The sequence below is a fragment of the Roseibium sp. HPY-6 genome (genome assembly GCF_040530035.1).
GTDB lineage: Bacteria > Pseudomonadota > Alphaproteobacteria > Rhizobiales > Stappiaceae > Roseibium.
In genome coordinates, this window is sequence record NZ_JBEWCD010000001.1 from 1737333 (window position 1) to 1753689 (window position 16357).

Annotated in this window: 13 protein-coding genes; 7 read left to right on the forward strand and 6 right to left on the reverse strand. The window is 56.6% G+C overall.

Features of this window, described 5'->3' with window-relative positions; all coding sequences use genetic code 11:
- The first annotated feature begins 191 nt into the window (after window positions 1-191).
- Together ABVF61_RS08155 and ABVF61_RS08160 are read left to right on the forward strand one after the other, a co-directional pair.
- Window positions 192-1247 (forward strand): hypothetical protein, encoded by a 1056-nt coding sequence (locus tag ABVF61_RS08155; RefSeq protein WP_353993013.1) that lies wholly within the window; start codon window positions 192-194, stop codon window positions 1245-1247.
- 1 nt (window position 1248) lies between these two features.
- Window positions 1249-2784: an ABC transporter ATP-binding protein gene (locus tag ABVF61_RS08160; RefSeq protein ID WP_353993014.1), complete on the forward strand. Its 1536-nt coding sequence runs from the start codon at window positions 1249-1251 to the stop codon at window positions 2782-2784.
- A 74-nt stretch (window positions 2785-2858) separates the two neighbouring features.
- Here ABVF61_RS08160 and ABVF61_RS08165 read toward each other — a convergent pair whose 3' ends face one another.
- The gene (locus ABVF61_RS08165; RefSeq protein WP_353993015.1) at window positions 2859-4301 is read right to left on the reverse strand and encodes a S8 family serine peptidase; all 1443 of its coding nucleotides are present in this window, start codon (window positions 4299-4301) and stop codon (window positions 2859-2861) included.
- 124 nt (window positions 4302-4425) lie between these two features.
- Between ABVF61_RS08165 and ABVF61_RS08170 the strand changes: the two genes are divergently transcribed.
- Both ABVF61_RS08170 and ABVF61_RS08175 read left to right on the forward strand, forming a co-directional pair.
- A complete protein-coding gene (locus ABVF61_RS08170) occupies window positions 4426-4914 on the forward strand; it encodes an RNA polymerase sigma factor (protein WP_353993016.1) in 489 nt (162 codons plus the stop codon).
- Window positions 4915-4948: 34 nt separating this feature from the next.
- Entirely contained in the window at window positions 4949-5719 is a 771-nt protein-coding gene (locus tag ABVF61_RS08175) for an anti-sigma factor family protein (protein WP_353993017.1), read from the forward strand.
- A 135-nt stretch (window positions 5720-5854) separates the two neighbouring features.
- On the opposite strand, the gene ABVF61_RS08180 is transcribed toward ABVF61_RS08175, so the two are convergent.
- Window positions 5855-6721 carry a HalD/BesD family halogenase gene (locus ABVF61_RS08180; protein ID WP_353993018.1) on the reverse strand — a complete coding sequence of 289 codons (867 nt, stop codon included), beginning with the start codon at window positions 6719-6721 and terminating at the stop codon, window positions 5855-5857.
- A gap of 96 nt (window positions 6722-6817) precedes the next feature.
- Here ABVF61_RS08180 and ABVF61_RS08185 point away from each other — a divergent pair, with 96 nt between their 5' ends.
- Entirely contained in the window at window positions 6818-7717 is a 900-nt protein-coding gene (locus ABVF61_RS08185; protein ID WP_353993019.1) for a LysR family transcriptional regulator, read from the forward strand.
- A gap of 257 nt (window positions 7718-7974) precedes the next feature.
- Window positions 7975-9006: a UDP-glucose 4-epimerase GalE gene (galE, locus tag ABVF61_RS08190; RefSeq protein WP_353993020.1), complete on the forward strand. Its 1032-nt coding sequence runs from the start codon at window positions 7975-7977 to the stop codon at window positions 9004-9006.
- An 80-nt stretch (window positions 9007-9086) separates the two neighbouring features.
- Here the strand turns inward: galE and ABVF61_RS08195 are convergent, their stop codons facing one another.
- Entirely contained in the window at window positions 9087-9962 is an 876-nt protein-coding gene (locus ABVF61_RS08195) for a LysR family transcriptional regulator (RefSeq protein WP_353993021.1), read from the reverse strand.
- Between the two features lie 96 nt (window positions 9963-10058).
- Between ABVF61_RS08195 and acdA the strand changes: the two genes are divergently transcribed.
- Window positions 10059-11276: a 3-sulfinopropanoyl-CoA desulfinase gene (gene acdA, locus ABVF61_RS08200; RefSeq protein WP_353993022.1), complete on the forward strand. Its 1218-nt coding sequence runs from the start codon at window positions 10059-10061 to the stop codon at window positions 11274-11276.
- A 71-nt stretch (window positions 11277-11347) separates the two neighbouring features.
- Here acdA and ABVF61_RS08205 read toward each other — a convergent pair whose 3' ends face one another.
- The 3 genes from ABVF61_RS08205 to ABVF61_RS08215 are packed head-to-tail and all read right to left on the reverse strand — an operon-like array spanning window position 11348 to window position 16356.
- The gene (locus ABVF61_RS08205; RefSeq protein ID WP_353993023.1) at window positions 11348-12163 is read right to left on the reverse strand and encodes a glycoside hydrolase family 16 protein; all 816 of its coding nucleotides are present in this window, start codon (window positions 12161-12163) and stop codon (window positions 11348-11350) included.
- A 5-nt stretch (window positions 12164-12168) separates the two neighbouring features.
- Window positions 12169-13512, reverse strand: a complete 1344-nt coding sequence (locus ABVF61_RS08210) for a polysaccharide pyruvyl transferase family protein (protein WP_353993024.1) — start codon at window positions 13510-13512, stop codon at window positions 12169-12171.
- 42 nt (window positions 13513-13554) lie between these two features.
- Window positions 13555-16356, reverse strand: a complete 2802-nt coding sequence (locus ABVF61_RS08215; protein ID WP_353993025.1) for a glycosyltransferase — start codon at window positions 16354-16356, stop codon at window positions 13555-13557.
- Between the last annotated feature and the right edge of the window lies 1 nt (window position 16357).

Genomic DNA, 16357 nt, shown 5'->3' on the forward strand with positions numbered 1-16357 from the left:
TCTCCTGTGAGCAGCTCTCGTTTCAGAAGCGCGTGGTCCGTCTGCTCCCTTTTCAGCGGAGAAAACGCGCGCGCCGCCCAAATGCCCGCTGCTACAAAAAAATCTCGCAACCAGCGGAATTTTTTTAACGCCTCACCGTTTCCCCCATGACCGCACCGTAGCGGTTACTACAAACGATGAGAGTAACAGATATGGAACCGATCGCTTCTTTCCGCCTGACGGCAGCCAAACGCTCCTATGCGGTGCGCCGCGTCAATTTCGCCGAATGCACTCACATCCTCACCAAGGCTTGCCAACCGAAGCCGGGTGATCTGGTTTTGGCACGCGTCCAGACACTTGGTTCGCACAAGCGGATCGAACTTCCCAACGGGCGAAAAGCAACGCTGCATGAAGGAGATGAAGTGTTGCTTGCATTCGGCAACAGATATGCTCCGGATCAATATGAAGCCTACGTGCCGGATACCCTGGAAGCGTGTCACATGGTGGCCGCTGGCGGCATAGCCGCCAAAGCGGTGTCCTGGCATGACCGGTTATCCGGCCCGACCGCGATTGAGCCCGTCGGCGTCTTGTGCCGGTCAGACGGCAAAGCGGTCAATCTCAAGGAGTTTGCCCTTCCAACGATTGCCTGCCAGATGCCGGCCGCCGTTTTTGGTGTCTTCGGAACATCCATGAATGCCGGCAAGACGGCCACAGCGGCGTCCCTTGTCCGGGGGTTTGCCCTCAGCGGTTACAAGGTCGGCGCGCTTAAGGTGACCGGGACTGCCGCCGGTGGGGACCCATGGCTGATGCATGATTCCGGCGCAACACAAGTCCTTGATTTCACAGACGGTGGATTGGCAACGACCTTCGGAACGCCGCTCGATACCATTGTCGGGACAACGCGGAACCTTTTGCGCACGCTGCATAAGTCTGACTGCGACGTTGCGGTCGTTGAGATCGCTGATGGGCTGTTCCAGGAAGAAACTCGCCAGGTAGCGGCAAGCCCCTTGATGCACTCGCTCTTTGACGGCGTGGTCTTTGCTGCGGGAGATGCCCTCGGCGCCGTGGCCGGCGTGCAAAGCCTGGAAAAACTCGGCTATCAGGTCCTGGGACTTTCCGGCGCTGTCATGCGCTCGCCGCTTGCCGTTCGCGAAGCAATCTTGAACGTCGATGTCCCGGCGTTTTCGCTGGCCGACCTGCAACATCCGGCAACCGTGTCGACGATCATGGAGCATACGTTGTCGGGCCGGCTTGCAGCGGCGCAATGATATGTCCTTTCAGACCAGGCAACCGGGCCTTCCACCCTTGTGGAACGCCCGGCGAGGCGTCGTCTGTAGCGCGCTTGTATTGATCGGGATCGCTCAGACACTCGGTACCATCGCCCTTTCAACCAGCTCAGCCGCGTTGCTCACCGGTGAAGGCGATGTCTACGGCATTCCCGTCTTGCCGGCCCTTGGCGCGGCAGCACTTCTGGCGCTTGGCGCCCTTGTCATCCAGAACCGCACCGCAGAGCGCTTCGCACTCTCTTATGTGCACGATGTCAGGATGGCCTATGCCCGGCACGCGTTGCTTTTGCCTTTTGACGGCAAATCCCCGCCGATAGGACTTTCGCTTACCCGACTTGTGAATGATCTTGGCGCCATCAAGCTCTGGCTGTCCAAGGGCCTCCTGGCTTTTGTTACGCTTGCCGCCACCCTGGCAACGCTGACGGTCTGGATCGCCATTCTTGAAATCGGCTTTTTGATGCCGCTCCTGGTTTGCGTGTGTGTCTGGATACTGGGTCTCGCGATCGCAATCCGCCCGCTGCGAAAAAGTATCAGACAGTCTCGTCAGCGACGTGGAGGGATCGCAATTCTGCTTGGTAAAGCACTCCCCGATCGCCTGCCGCTTCTCATGCACGGAAAACTGGCCCCGCTTCTCACAAGGCTCGGGAAAAAAAGTGTCGAGGTTTGCCGCCTTCTGGTCACCCGCGCAACCTGGTCCGGTGTGATACGGGCGGTGAGCCGGGCAACATTTCCATGCGCTGTCCTGAACTATGCAATTGCCGGCAGTGCCGATGCGGCTTCGATTGCCCTTTTTCTCCTCATCTTCGCGTTCCTGTCAGCACAGCTGGAAGCAGGCGCTTCCGGGCTGGAATACTACGAAGCAAACAGGGTCGCCCGGGAGAAATTGAGGAAAGTTTTCGAGATCAAACCGATGTCGCCTGTCGTTTCGGCAGCGGGACAGACACCCGACTGGAAACGAACAGTCACGATCGAAGCGCTGGAGCTGCCATCAGGTCAGCTGTTTTCGGCAAGAATCGAACCTGGCAATTGCAACAGGCTTCATCTTGCTGGATTTGAAGATCGGCGCCACCTTGCCCTCAGTCTGTGCGGCCTGACGCAAGAGCGGTCACAAAAGCAAATCCGGGTTGATGGGCTGACATTCGCGGAAATCGGACGCAAGGCACTATGGCGCAGAGTAGCGCTCGTCTCTCCCGTCAATGGCATCCCTGCCTATCAGGCCAAGCGTCCGGCGGCATATTTAGGCGCGCGCGTGAGTCCGCCGGATCCGGAAACAGACTTTGGCACGCTCGATAACATCTTGAACTTCGACGTCAACCGGGTTCCTGCCGAAGCGCAAAAACTCCCTGAAATCGAGCAATTCAAGATCCGCGTCGCACGCGCCCTCCTCAGGAACCCGAGCATACTCGTCCTGCAGGATGACGACATACATACCGAGAAAGCGCTGCTGGCAGGTCTTGAGACTTATTTGAGAAACCGGCACGTGACGATTGTGGTTATCACGGGTGCATCGGCTGACTGACTGAACGCGAATTTGCGTGTGATCGTAGTTCAGAGCAAGAAAAAAGGGAGCGCCTTCGTCGCTCCCTTTCTTTTTCAACACAGATTGTTCGCTTGCAACAAGCCTGAGCCATAAACCGGGTCATGGCCGGTTTCGCCAAGGTCCGTCGCCGCTGATCTGAGTGCCTGATAGACCTCCTCAGGCGTTTTTTCCGGATGTTTGGCCCGCACAAGTGCGATGGCAGCCGTGGCAAAGGGCACAGCGAAAGAGGTGCCCGTTTTCCACTTTGCGCCCCTGATTGAAGCCGCCGTCCAGACATTGACGCCGGGAGCAGCCAGATCGATGTAGCCGCCACGATTGGCCCGCCGGTAGACGCGCTTGTTTCGGTCGACTGCGGTAACCGCCAACACCTCTTCATAGGCCGCCGGATAAACCGGTTCTGAGCGCGGCCCGCCGTTTCCCGCCGCCGCGGCAATGGCAATTCCCTGACGCCCTGCAAGATCGCGAAGCGCAGCCTCAACAACGCTGTTTTGCGGTCCGGCCAGGCTAAGGTTGATAACGGTCACGCCTTCCGCCGAAAGCGTGTAAAGGGCCTCCACCAGTGTAAAGGCATCGGCACGCTCATCGCGGCCTGAACGGTGGAAAGCATCAACCGCCACCAGCCGCGCGTGCGGCAGCAAGCCGCGCACTCTCGACTCCGGTTGACCGACAATCAGCGCCGCGATTGCAGTTCCGTGGCTCGCCTTTGATGCAGGAAGCTCTTCATCCGCCAACCGCATGACGGTAACGTCCGCTCCGTCGAAAACAGGGTGTTTTTCATTGATGCCGGTATCAATCATGCCGATAGCCCCGAGATCGACGCAGGCGAGTGCCGTTTCCTGCGGGCTGTGGGGCCAGCTCACGAGCTCATAAGCGGCACAGTTTTCTCCTACACAGGTCGCTTCTCCCCTCTCAGGACGGTAGTAATGATTGAAGTCAGTGTCCTGGCCGGACGGGAGCGCGCGAACCGCGTCACGCGCATCCGGCAGGGCCAGACCGTCGGGAACCGCGAGGCGGTAGTAGGTCTGTCCACCGCCAACGGCGCGTTCTTCCAGGATGCTATAACCTTCGTTCAAAAGGCTCTGCAGGTCTTCGGTGTTTATGTTCAGTACAATGATTTCGCCTGCCACGAACAGGACAGGCGGCGCTGCAGCTCTGCGAGGTTGCGGGGCTGGACGTTCCCGCTCGCCGAACAGCCGCCTCAAAGGTGCAAAAATTGCCGGCCCGCCCGATCCGCCACCACCGGATCGACCGGATTGCGACCGGGTCCCGTCTCGCGCTCCGTGACCGCCACCCTGGCCGCCCTGCCCGGCACCAGAGTCGTTGTCACTGTCATCGTCATCGCTGTCATTGTCGTTATCGTTGTCGGAATCTGAATCGGAGTCGCTATCGTCGTCATCGGCGATTGCAGACATCGGCTGCAAGTTATGAAATGTTTCCTGGCCTGCCATCGGCAGGACGAGAAAGACTGTGAAACTCAACGCGATCAACCGGATCATCTTAGGTCCTTTCAAGCTCACGCTTTTTTTTGGGAATAAACCATTGCGTCATGCGTATTCCTGTCGATTACGTATGAGCGGCCTGAAAATTCCATTGGGCGCTTGATTTCCAGAAGGTTGTCGGATGCCAGATTGTTTTCATACTGCCCTAACCGAAAAACTGCCGAACTTGAGACGATTTGCGCTTTCACTTTGCCGCACAGCACATGTGGCCGACGACCTTGTCCAAATCACGGTCGAGCGGGCGCTTGTGGCAAGAAACAGCTTCGACCCTGCTTCCCGCATCGAATCCTGGCTGTTTCGTATTCTCAAGAACGCCTGGATCGACATGACACGCAAGCAAAAGGTCCGCGGGCAGGAACTCGACATACACGACGAGCCCGACCTTGCGGGCCAGGACAGCCACAAAGGTGAAACCCGGCTGATGGTTGCCACCGTATTGGAGGCAGTCGAAAAACTGCCGCTTGAGCAGCGGGAAGTGGTTGTTCTTGTCTGTTTTGAAGAGCTGAGCTACGCGGAGGCTGCTGATATCCTCGACATCCCGAAAGGCACGATCATGAGCCGTCTTTCGAGGGCGCGCACGGCGATTGCGGCGAAAACCGGAATAAAATGAGTTTCACAAACGTATTCCGCACAGGACGAGGCAAATGATGGATGAAACTAAGATGACCGATGAAATCATCATGGCCTATGCGGATGGCCAGTTGCCAGAAGCAGAGGCAAAGAAGGTGGAGATCGCGGCGGAAGCAGATGAGACAATCCGGCAGAAGATCCGGATGTTCAAAGAAACCGCCAGCCAACTCAAATCGGCGGCGGCGGACCTGCCGCCGGTACCGGACGCCCTTGCTGAACGGCTTTCTGCAATGCTCGGCGCGGACAGTGCGGAAGCCGAAGTCCTTCGTCAGGACAATGTGGTCCCGTTCACACGTCGAAACTGGATACGCCAGTGGCCAACGGCAATTGCGGCGTCAATCACACTTGTCGCGGGTCTTGCGGCGGGCATGGCGATTGGGCCGTTCAGCGGGTCTGAAAACAATCCGCCATTCGGGATCACCGCATTGGCTGACCCGGAAATAGCAATCGCTCTTTCGAGCGTTGAATCCGGCAGCAGCACTGTTCTGGGGTCCGGCGCAACGCTGAATGTGATTGCTTCATTCGTCGATGCGGATAACACGCTTTGCCGGGAGTTCGACTACGAAGCGGTGAACGGGCCTTCGATTGTCTCTGTCGCCTGTCACGTGGGCGATGCCTGGCATCCTAAGATCGCCATCGCGGCCAATACGGAACAGTCCGCCAACTTTGCACCGGCCTCCTCACTCGAAGCTCTGGAAACATGGCTGTCGACTTCGGGATTTGGCGATCCGCTGGAACTGGAGGAAGAGAAGCAGCAGCTCGGCGGTCTCGGCACGGGTGCGTAGACTTCCGAACGACACTCAGAACGTGCCTGGAAACACGCCATACGAAACATCGCGAAGCCTAAAACGGCCGCAGCGGATCCGGAGGTTCCGGTTTCCGTTGCCGCCGTTTCAGGTCAAGGCCAGGCAGCGTTCAAATCAGTCTGCAAGTCCGTCGTTACGCGCCCGTTTTTCGGCATCGATATGAGCCTGGGTGACGCGGTTATGTACTTTTCTCGTGCGCTCGACGCGCCCGATGAACCCCGGTTCCTTGGCATAGCCAAAGATCACGGTATGGCGCTCCCCCTCTCCCTTGACGACCCTGTGGAGTGAAAACCGTCCCTTGAAAATCTGCAGATCTCCCAACTCCAAGGCAAGGCTGCGTACGCGATCGCTGCGTCCGTCCAGAACGCTTTCCACCTCGTCATAACACTCGTCGCCGGGACGGCGCAGATCCGGCACATACTCGAAAGCACCTCCTTTTTCCGGCTTGCGTGTCAGAAGGCTCACGATGAATTCGTTGGTATCGTAATGCCAGGCAAGCTGCTGCCCTTCCTTCATGACGTTGACAACAACACCTGCCAGCGGATCGTCGAATGTGTACAGCTTCTCTTCTTCCAGGCAGTCCGAAATGAAGCGTTGAAAGGCCGCGTTTCTGTAGAGTGACAAAGCAAGGCCACCTTGAGGAAAACGATCCATAGCGACGAAACCGTTGGTGTTTTCCGAGTAGCGACGCCGTGGATGGCGAGCAGGAAGGGACGGATCATCCGGCGTGAAATAGGGATTGATCGACGACGTTGAAAAATGCGCCATCGGCGCAACGTCATTCACTTCTGCATCGAACTCTCTCCGGTATTCCTGCCGGACAAACCCGTCGACCCGCGCGCATCCGACCTCGTGCAGCGCTGTGCGCACGTCGTCCAGTCGTGCCCGATAGGCAGCGCTTTCCGGTTCATGGATAGGCCACTTGTCGAGATCGACACACGCGAGCGCGGAAAGGGCCGCTGTTTCGTGATCATGCCTCATTGGTGTCACCTCTTCAAAAATCAGAGCTGAAAATGGATGACATTAAAAAATCGAAGCGTAAAATAGGATTTCGACATAAAAACATTAGACAGACTAATGCATCTTCTGGATATGGCGCACTGGTCCATGGTGGCGGCATTAAAGGACCAGGGAACGCTCTCCGCAGCCGCCTCGTCGCTCGGCGTAACGCAATCTGCAGCCACGCAGCGTTTACGCGAAGCCGAAAGGCGTCTCGGCGTTTCGCTGGCACGCAAACACGGCCGCACGCTTGTTTTGACCGAAGCGGGACAAACCTTGGCCAGCGCAGCAGGCTCGGCCTTACCGGCCCTAAAACAAGCGGAAAGTGATGCGATCTGGCAGGGAAAGCGTAATGCCAAGCAGCTCACACTGGCTTTGAGTCACTTCGACTCTCCCGAAATGTCATCCCGGTTGATCAATGTTTGCCAGACAGCTCTTCCCGACCATTCCATTCAAATCATGAGAATGACGAGCGAAGGCGTTAGCGGTGCGATATCGGAAGGGATGGCCGATATCGCCCTTGTTCCAGGGAACCCTGGACGGTCCGCACTGACAACACTTGCCGCCGCCAAGGACCGGCTCGTGGCGATCTTTCCACCCGGAACCGGGCCCACAGCGGCCGAGCTTGCCCAACCCCTTAACTTTTCCGCCCTGCCTTTCCTGACATATGACCTGCGTCCGGAACCCGGATGGGAGTACGATCGTTTTTTCAATCGCGGAAAGTCCTTTCCCGGACAAGCCGTCAAGATTGAATCGACGGAGCTGATTTGCCGAATGGTGTCCGATGGCCGCGGGGCCTCCATTCTTCCAAGCCTTTGCGTTGCGATGTCTTCCCACGTGCAAGGCCTGGAGGTTTCGGAACTTGCCGCGGAACCGATCCTTTTTGAATGGCATCTGCTTCATCGGCCGGAGACTTCCCTCAAGGTGCTCGAGCAACTGTCAGAAGCGGTCGCAGGCTGGCCCCTTGGCGTGGCATGAAGGGGTGCCGCAAGCTGACCGGGAGCGACCGCCGCGGCATCTGGACCGGCGGCCCGGGCATCAGAATGTGGCTTCAGCCGACAGCTCAAAAACCAGTCATCTCGAAGCAACAGCATCAATGAAACAAATGCAGAATTTAAGTATAAACTCAAAATAATTAAATATTTAAACGTCACATTTTAGACAAAGGAACAAAATTATAACACCTCAATCAGTTTTTCGGTGTACAGTTGATTCACTGACGATACGGGGGTCTTATGACAGTACTCATTACCGGCGGCGCCGGATATATTGGTTCGCATTGCTGCGTCGCCTTTCTTCAGGCGGGATATGACATTGTAGTTGTTGATAATTTATCCAATTCAAACCGTATGAGCCTTGAACGTATCGAAGCGATAACCGGTCAGAAAATTAAGTGCGAAATTGCTGACATTCGAAATCAGGATAATCTTGAAAGAATACTTAAGGCCCATAACTGTGAGGCGGTTGTTCACTTTGCGGGTCTGAAGGCTGTCGGCGAATCCACGCAAATACCTCTTGCGTATTATGAGAACAATGTGGTCGGGACCCATACGCTCCTGTCAGCGATGGCCAATAGCGGCGTGAAACAGATGATTTTTTCATCATCGGCGACTGTCTATGGCGAGCCTCAGTTTCTGCCCTTGACCGAAGATCATCCAACCAGCGCCGTTAATCCTTACGGACGCACGAAACTGATGATCGAGGAAATGCTGCGTGACGTGGCCGCCAGCGATCCTCAGTGGCGTTTCGGCATTCTGCGATATTTCAATCCCGTTGGTGCGCACCATAGCGGTCAGATCGGAGAAAACCCGCTCGGCATTCCGAACAATCTGATGCCTTTCATCACCCAGGTCGCCGACGGCCGGCGCGAGCAACTGGCTGTTTTCGGCAATGACTATGAGACACGGGATGGAACGGGTGTGCGCGACTACATTCATGTGACCGACCTCGTCGAGGGGCATCTGCGCGCTCACGAGGTTCTGGCGTCTGGGTCCGCGAGGTCCAATTGTTTCGCGGTAAACCTGGGAACCGGAAACGGATACAGCGTCCTTGAAATGGTGAAAGCCTTCGAACGCGCTTCGAACAAGGAGATCCGTTTTTCCTTTGCGCCACGCCGCGACGGTGATGTTGCCGAGTGTTACGCCAATACCGAACTTGCCGAAGAGCTGCTGGACTGGAAAGCTGAGCGCGATCTCGACGCCATGTGCCGCGATACCTGGAACTGGGTCTGTAAAAACCCGCGCGGTTATGAAGCGCCATCCACGTAGTCACCGTCGAAATGTCAGATTGAAAAGCGGCTTATCAGCGAGTGGCTCTGAAAGCCGCTCCGTAAAGTCTATTCCGCCGTTCAATCGTGCAGACCGCCCGCTCCCAAAAGATCAGCCAAGGCCGTTTCGCGCGATGCAAGGATGCCATCACTTACCGTTGCCAGAACCAGCTTCCGCCGCAAATGCTCGGGCGAAGGCAGGGTTTTGACAGCTCTTGACCTGTATCGTTGAACATCGGGCTCTGGGAGAAGAGTGAATCCAAGACCGGCCGTGACGCATTCCATGATCGCTTCCAGATTGTCCAGCATCACTGTCCTGGCATTCCTGGGGCGATCATGTACCGCCATTTCGGCAGCGATAAGCTTACCTATTCCGGTGTCCGGCATGAAATGGAAAAATGTCTGACGCTGTAACAGCCCGCTCAAACCGTCACCGAGAAAGTCCTCCCGTGCGGCGTAAACGAAAGGCTCCTCTCTAATGATGCGGCCGGACAGCGTCTCGGGAAGCCCATCCGCGTCGGTCACAACGGCAGCGTCAATCTGCCCGTTCGCGACTTTCTTCTGAAGGACCCTGGAGAGACCTGTTTCAAACTCGAATGCGGCCAGCGGTGCCTTTTCCTGTGCATTGCGGACAAACGCCGGCAGCAGCCTTACCGCTGCGGTCGTCACGAAGCCTATCCTGAACCGGCCGACCAGAGAACCGGTCGGGCGGCAGATCTCCAAGAGGCTCTCTTCGCGATGCAAAAGCGGGATTGCCTCATTCACGATGGACCGGCCGATCGGCGTCAGTCTCGGCGGCCGGACGGAGCGATCGAAAAGGGCAACACCGAGTTCGGATTCAAGCGCTTTGATCTGCATGGAAAGCGCGGACAGTGTCATGTTGAGCTGTTCTGCCGTTTTGGCAAAGGAGCCTATCCGCGCAACATGCACCAGACTTCTGAGGGACCGCGTCTGCATAAATTAAAACTTCCTGTATTTGATATACATTTTTATTCGATTGTACTGAATTTTAACAGGCGTATCCTCACGGAAACGTTATCAAAGGCACTCGTCATGACACATCCGCTCGTAAGCGTCGCAAAAGAACTGTCCCGGGGTTTCGAAAAGCGCGCAGCCAGGTGGGACGCGGCACGCACTTATTGTTGGCAGAATGTCGGCGAATTGGCGGACGCCGGTATCATGGGCATGTCGATACCAAAGGCCCATGGTGGCCTAGGCGCTGAGTACCTCGACGTTGCGATGGTGGTGGAGGAAATCGCACGGTCCTGCACGCTCACGGCACGTATCGTCGTGGAAGCAAATATGGGCGGCATCAGTGCCGTCATGGGGTATGGCACGGACGAACAAAAGGCATTTTGCGCACCCCATGTTCTTGCGGGAGACAAACCCGCCATCTGCATAACGGAGCCGGAAGCCGGGAGTGCTGCGACCGAAATGCAGACAACTGCGCGCAAACGCGGCGGCAAATACATCCTCAACGGAACCAAGCACTGGATCACCGGCGGCGGCGTCTCCAAACTCCATCTCGTTTTCGCGCGCGTGCTGGATGAAAGCGGCGAGGAACAAGGTATCGGCGGTTTCATCCTCTTCGCCGATCCGGCGAAGGGAAAAACACCTGCCGGGTTCAGGGTGACAGCTCGGGAAAACACGATGGGTCTCTGCGGCATGCCTGAGGCAGAGCTGCAATTCGACAATGTTGAAATCGACGAAAAATGGTTGTTGAACCCGCCATCGGGCCTGAAACACGGCTTTGCCGACCTGATGAATGCCTACAATTCTCAACGCGTTGGCGCTGCGGCGGTCGCCCTTGGCGTCGCAGCCGGCGCGCTTGAACATGCAAAGAAACACCTGCTTGAGCGCCAGCAATTCGGTCGACCGCTGGCTGAATTCCAGGGTCTGCAGTGGATGCTCGCGGATATGGACACCCAGCTTCACGCAGCGCGCTTGCTGGTGCACGAAGCCGCGTGCTCACGAGGTCCGGGCGGGAGCAGGTATCCGGATATGACAATGGCTGCCCGGGCAAAGCTTTTTACATCGGAAATGGCGATCAAAGTGGTCAACGATGCTTTGCAAATGTTCGGCGCGCGCGGTTATAGCGACAAGGAACCACTGGAACGCATGTACCGGGACGTCAGGATGTTCACCATCGGAGGCGGCACGACCCAGATCCTGCGCACACAGATCGCCGGGAATATCCTTGGCATCAAAACGCCGCAGACGCGGGACGGTTACACACGCATCTCGCAGTCGATGCCACTTGCGGCAGAATGATTGCTCCGACAAGCCGGCCTTGTCTGGAACCCAAACTGAATGTCCAGCCGGTTTGATCGCTTGATACTTGTCTAAGCGCTCAAATCCTGAAAAACGCGCACATTGCGGACAGTTGTCGCCGCTCCTTCGACATCACCGTCGTTTTTGCCGGCAAAGGGAGCAACGGCATTGCTGAACAATAGCATGGCCGGCGTGTGCGCAAAGGTGTTCTCAATGTCGAAGACATCCAGATCATCGACAAAGAACCGGAATTCATTTTCGGTCCAAAGCATCGCGTAGCGATGGAACCCTTCGGCAAGCTGGTTCTCTGACCGGTAAGTCGCTGCGAGCACGATCTTTTCAGGCTTCCAGCGTCTTGCGGACACCTGGACAATGTTCGGATACTTGACTTCGGCGATGTCCAGCTCGAACTGGGTATCACCCTGCAACGACCGGTCGGAGACCATCCAGAACGCATTGTTGACACCCCCCTCGCTGGCAATGCGCATTTCACATTCGAAATACCCATAGGTCTGTCGGAATGACCGTGTACGAATGTAGCCGCCGGTAAAGGGCCGCTTCGGATCGCTCTGATGACCGAGTTCAAGATCCAGCTCACCGTCTTCAATGACGACATTACGGGGGTAACGCATCGTCTTGTGCTGATGTCCGCCGCGCTTGAGTGCTTCCCACGTGGTCTGAAATGCGACGGGATCGTCAAACTCGTCCTGGAACGAAAGCTTCCAGTCTCCATTGGAACGCGCCAGCGGCGCAGGCAGCGCACCGCCGGAAAAGGCAGAAAGCGGCTGCGGTCTTGTAAGCGCCGCAGCGGCAACAAACCCGCCCGCCGCCGCCGCGAAGAAGCGGCGGCGGCTGAGAGAGGGACACGGCAAGGTCTTAAGGAACATGTCCGTTAGCTGGCCAGTTTTGCCTTCGGTTTCGGATTTTTCAGATCGCGCAGCGCCAGTTCCAGTTTCCAGGCCCTGTCGCGAAGCGTCTGAATTTCGTCGGTCATGTACCCGACTTCGTCCTGGAACCAGTTGGTGACTTCGCCCAGATTCTGGTCCGTCTGAACAAGGTTCGGTTTTTCCAGCGCCTTTTTCGGCGGAGCTGCAACGGGCTTTACCAGGACATGGTTCAAACCATTTTCCGTCAGGAACCGATGGTATTCTGCGTAGTTCAACCTGTAGACGTGCTGCACTTTGGAGAAGTCGGCCTTTTCGAAGATGTTCTCAAGGTTGATCGGCATATAGTCCTCAACCTCGACGGAAGGGATTGCGAACAGTGTTGAAAGTTCGCGAATACGCGAATCGTAGGTAAAGAAGACCGCCGGAATGCCCTGGTGAAGACCAATCACGTTGCCATGCAGGCGGAAACCGACCAATGCATCGACATTCTCTTTCGCATCCGCAGCCCATTCGTCCACGTCGAAAAACGCCTGCATCCGGTCGCTGACCAGCGCTTCGACATCTTTATCTCCCTGGAGATTGTACTTTCCAAGGATGGATTTGATGTGCTTTTGCTTGGCCTCACCGGTCTCGAAGATCGCAAGGGTTTCTTCACGCTCACCTTGCGAATAGAGCCGATTTACCGACCGTTGCGCGACAGCCTTGATCAGGGCTCGCTGCATCCGGTTGGTCTTTGTCGCGTTCGACGCATAGTCTGCAGACAAATACCTGTTGAGCGTAAGGCCGACCCGCGCATTTGCCGGATCAATCGGTTTGATCTCGATCGACGGGCTCAGATTGCGGTAAAAACTGGGGCAGCCGATAATGCGGATATTCTTGATGCCGATATCGTTGAAGACTTCAGCACTATAGACGCCGCGAACGCCGATCGTTTCGCATTTGTCGGCGATAATTTTCCAGGCTTCGACGCTGCCTTTCGGAAGTTCCAGCTTCTTGTACTTGGCGGCCTGCGCACCAACGCCGATCGGAACGATCGGACCCTTCAGCTTCTTGAGCAGCGGCACGACATTGCCGATGTCCACCGTTTCGGTCAGATAGTTCGATCCACGCACGACGGTGGCGTCATAATCCTCTTTCGGCCACAGCTTCTCGTCGCCTGCATGGGAGAATTGGAGGTTCTTGATCTGGTCATACGCGAGCGCTTTCAGCATCGCGTCATAAACGAGAACGTCGCCCGTGTTGATGCCGCCACGGGCAAATGCCGACAACGGATCGTCAATCTTTAAAAAAGCGGATTTGTTTCCGGGTTTAACGGCTGCGCCGCCATTTAATACGAAGAGCCTTTTCATGCGATCTGCACCTTCCAGAATTTGGGCCAAAGCGCCCTTCAGTTAACGGGCTGTGGTTTGCCGGCCTGATTGCCGCCACGCGAGGTCACTTCCGGTGTCTCCGCTCGCCGCAGGCGCATTGGCCGTCTTGCCAGACGATGCGACGGCAACCTTGGTTCGCCGAATGGTTTGAAGACGTTCTGGAAACCAGGTGTGCAGCTGTCTGAGAAACGGCTGCAGGTTCTTGTCCCAGTTCCGGTCATTCGCTCTCGCGATTGCGCGCTCAGAGAGTTTTTTCAAGGCATTCGGCGACTTGCCGATGGCCTCGAGCACATGCGTCAGATCGTGCGTGGCGACGCCATCGTCGTCCGATCTGAGTAGGATACCGTCGACCTTGTGGTCAATGAGTTCTGACACCGCGCCGACATTGGTTGCGATCGGCACGCAGCCAAGCCGCTGCGCCTCGATGATTGACAGTGGCGCTCCCTCCCACCTGGAAGGGAGAACGAATACATCCGCCCAGGCAAAAAGCTTGCTAAGGCGCCGACTGTCATAGACCGGTGCTTCGACACGGATACCGACATCGGCAAACCGGTCCTTCCAGGATCCGCCAGCCCCTGAGTCCATTACGTCGGAACCGACGATCCGCCAGTCGATCGCAACGCCATTGCGTTTCAGCGTTCTGGCCGCCGCGAAGATGCGTTCAATGCCCTTCTGGCGGTCCAGACGCCCCAGGAACAACGCCTTCAAGGGCCCTTCCCGGTCCTGCCTGCGCGCCGCAGTCAGGCGCTTGACGTCTTCCGGCGACATCGGATAGCCGGCTGCGTTCGGAATGTGGAGGAGTTTTGCACTCGGTACACCCATTCCATGAAGCCACTCTGCCATGTCCCGCGAACATGTGAGGACACTGTCGTAAATGTGCTCGTAGGCAAGTGTCAGGTAGGGATGGCCTGCGGCGCGGCCCATTTCCGACGCGTCAAGCACATGCACGTAGTTCACGATCTTCACACCGCGACGCCGGAGTTCGCCGAAAACGGCATTTGCCGGCGCAAGCTGATTGTTGACGATGACATCGAGACCCGACAAAAACCCGAGAATTTCTTCCGAGCGCGCGTTCTCGTCGTGACCCATCAAAATGTCGTGCCCCGAAAACATGTTCGGGCCGCCCCAAAGCGGATAATCGTCGGCTAGAAAGTTGATACTGTCGAATATCCCGTCATTGTCGGGAATGCGATTGTAGACCGGTTTGCCGAATACAAAGAGATGGACCTCACAGCCTGCGTTTTTCAGCACCCGTGCGGTGGCGTAAGCCACTTTCTCGACACCGCCGAAAGTCGCAATCGGAAGCAGAAGCCCCACCCGAAGCGGACCGCCCTCTGTTGCCAGCCGCGGCATGATCGGCGAAGCACCCAGGGAGTGGCGCAGGAACTCGTAGTACTTGCTGCGATCCGGAAAATAGGCAGACCGCCATATCCAACGTTTATCCGCGCCGGTTTTGTAACCGGAATCGCGCAACGCCCCCAACGTGGCCAGAAGGCTGTTGGTGGAGGAAAGAGCGGTGCCTTGAATGTCTTCAGCTGAAAACGGTCCACGAACAACGATTTCCGCAATTTTCGGGGAGGGCTGGGGCTTTCTGAGTGTCCTCACCCAGTCGTCGGATTTGTCCGCGACGCATTGCTGCAAAATACCGAGCGAACAGATCCAGCCGAGCGGCCGCTTGGCAAGCTCCTTGCCTTCTTCAAGGGTCTCGACCTCAACGCCCAACTTATCCTTGTCACTCTCGAAACGGATCGCCACGAAATGGTGAGACTGGGACAGGCGCTCGCCGAGCCACAGGATATTGTGGAGCAGTCCGAAGCCCTTCAACGCATCACGATGCGCAGGCGACATCCAGAGCCAGAACGGCGGCACCCCAAAGGTCTCAGGCTCTGTTTGTGCGGCCCAGAACATCTTTACGAATTCTTCGAAGCCGCGCTTTTCGTGCGGAACGACGGGATCTGTGAATAGATCGACCAGATAGGAGTCAGTCCCGAATGCGACGTAGCGTGGGGTCTCTTCGTGTTCCCAGCGCAACAGCGTATCCGCTGAAAACAGCTTTTTGTGCTTCGTCCTGATGTATCCGAGGATGCTCTCGCGTCTCCGGTTGGAATCGCGCAGCATGCTTTCGGCCCGCTGTCTGTACTCGAACCCGAAAAACGGGTGATTAGCGCCCTTGAAGCCGAGAGAGATGGCCTGTAGCCAGAATTCCCAGTCCTCGAAACCGGATTTCATGGTTTCGTCGAATCTGACCCCGGCATCGAGCATGGACCTCGACACAAGGCTGCCAGCCTCGCAGATATTGTCGAATGTGACATGCAGCAGCCGCGAGTACTGCGCGGTGTAGTTTCCGTTCCACTCAATGCCGAATTTGTCTATGTTTGGGTAGATCCAGTCTATCCCTTTGTTTGCACGCATGTATTCCAGAAGAACGCGCATCGCTGAAGATGTGATGCGATTGTCGGCATCCAGAAAGTAGACAGCCTCAAGATCGCTGAAGGTGCGAAGAGAGAACTCGATGCCATAGTTGCGTGCCGAGCTCAGCCCACCATTCGGCTTTCTCAAGTAATAGACGTTGTCATGCGCAAGGGCGTATGCCTGTCCGACTTGAGCCGTTTCCGGATAAGGACAGCCATCGTCGACAATAACAACGGCAACGTTGAACGGCGCTTCCTGCGACAGCGCTGAATCAACGGCCTCAGACAAGAGCACCGAGTGTTTGAAAACCGGTATGAGAATAGCGATTGTCGCCGAGGGCTTTTCGGAACTTCCAAACCGTGCATAGCGCACATTCGGATGATCCTGTCCTGGTTCTGTTGGACGCAACATT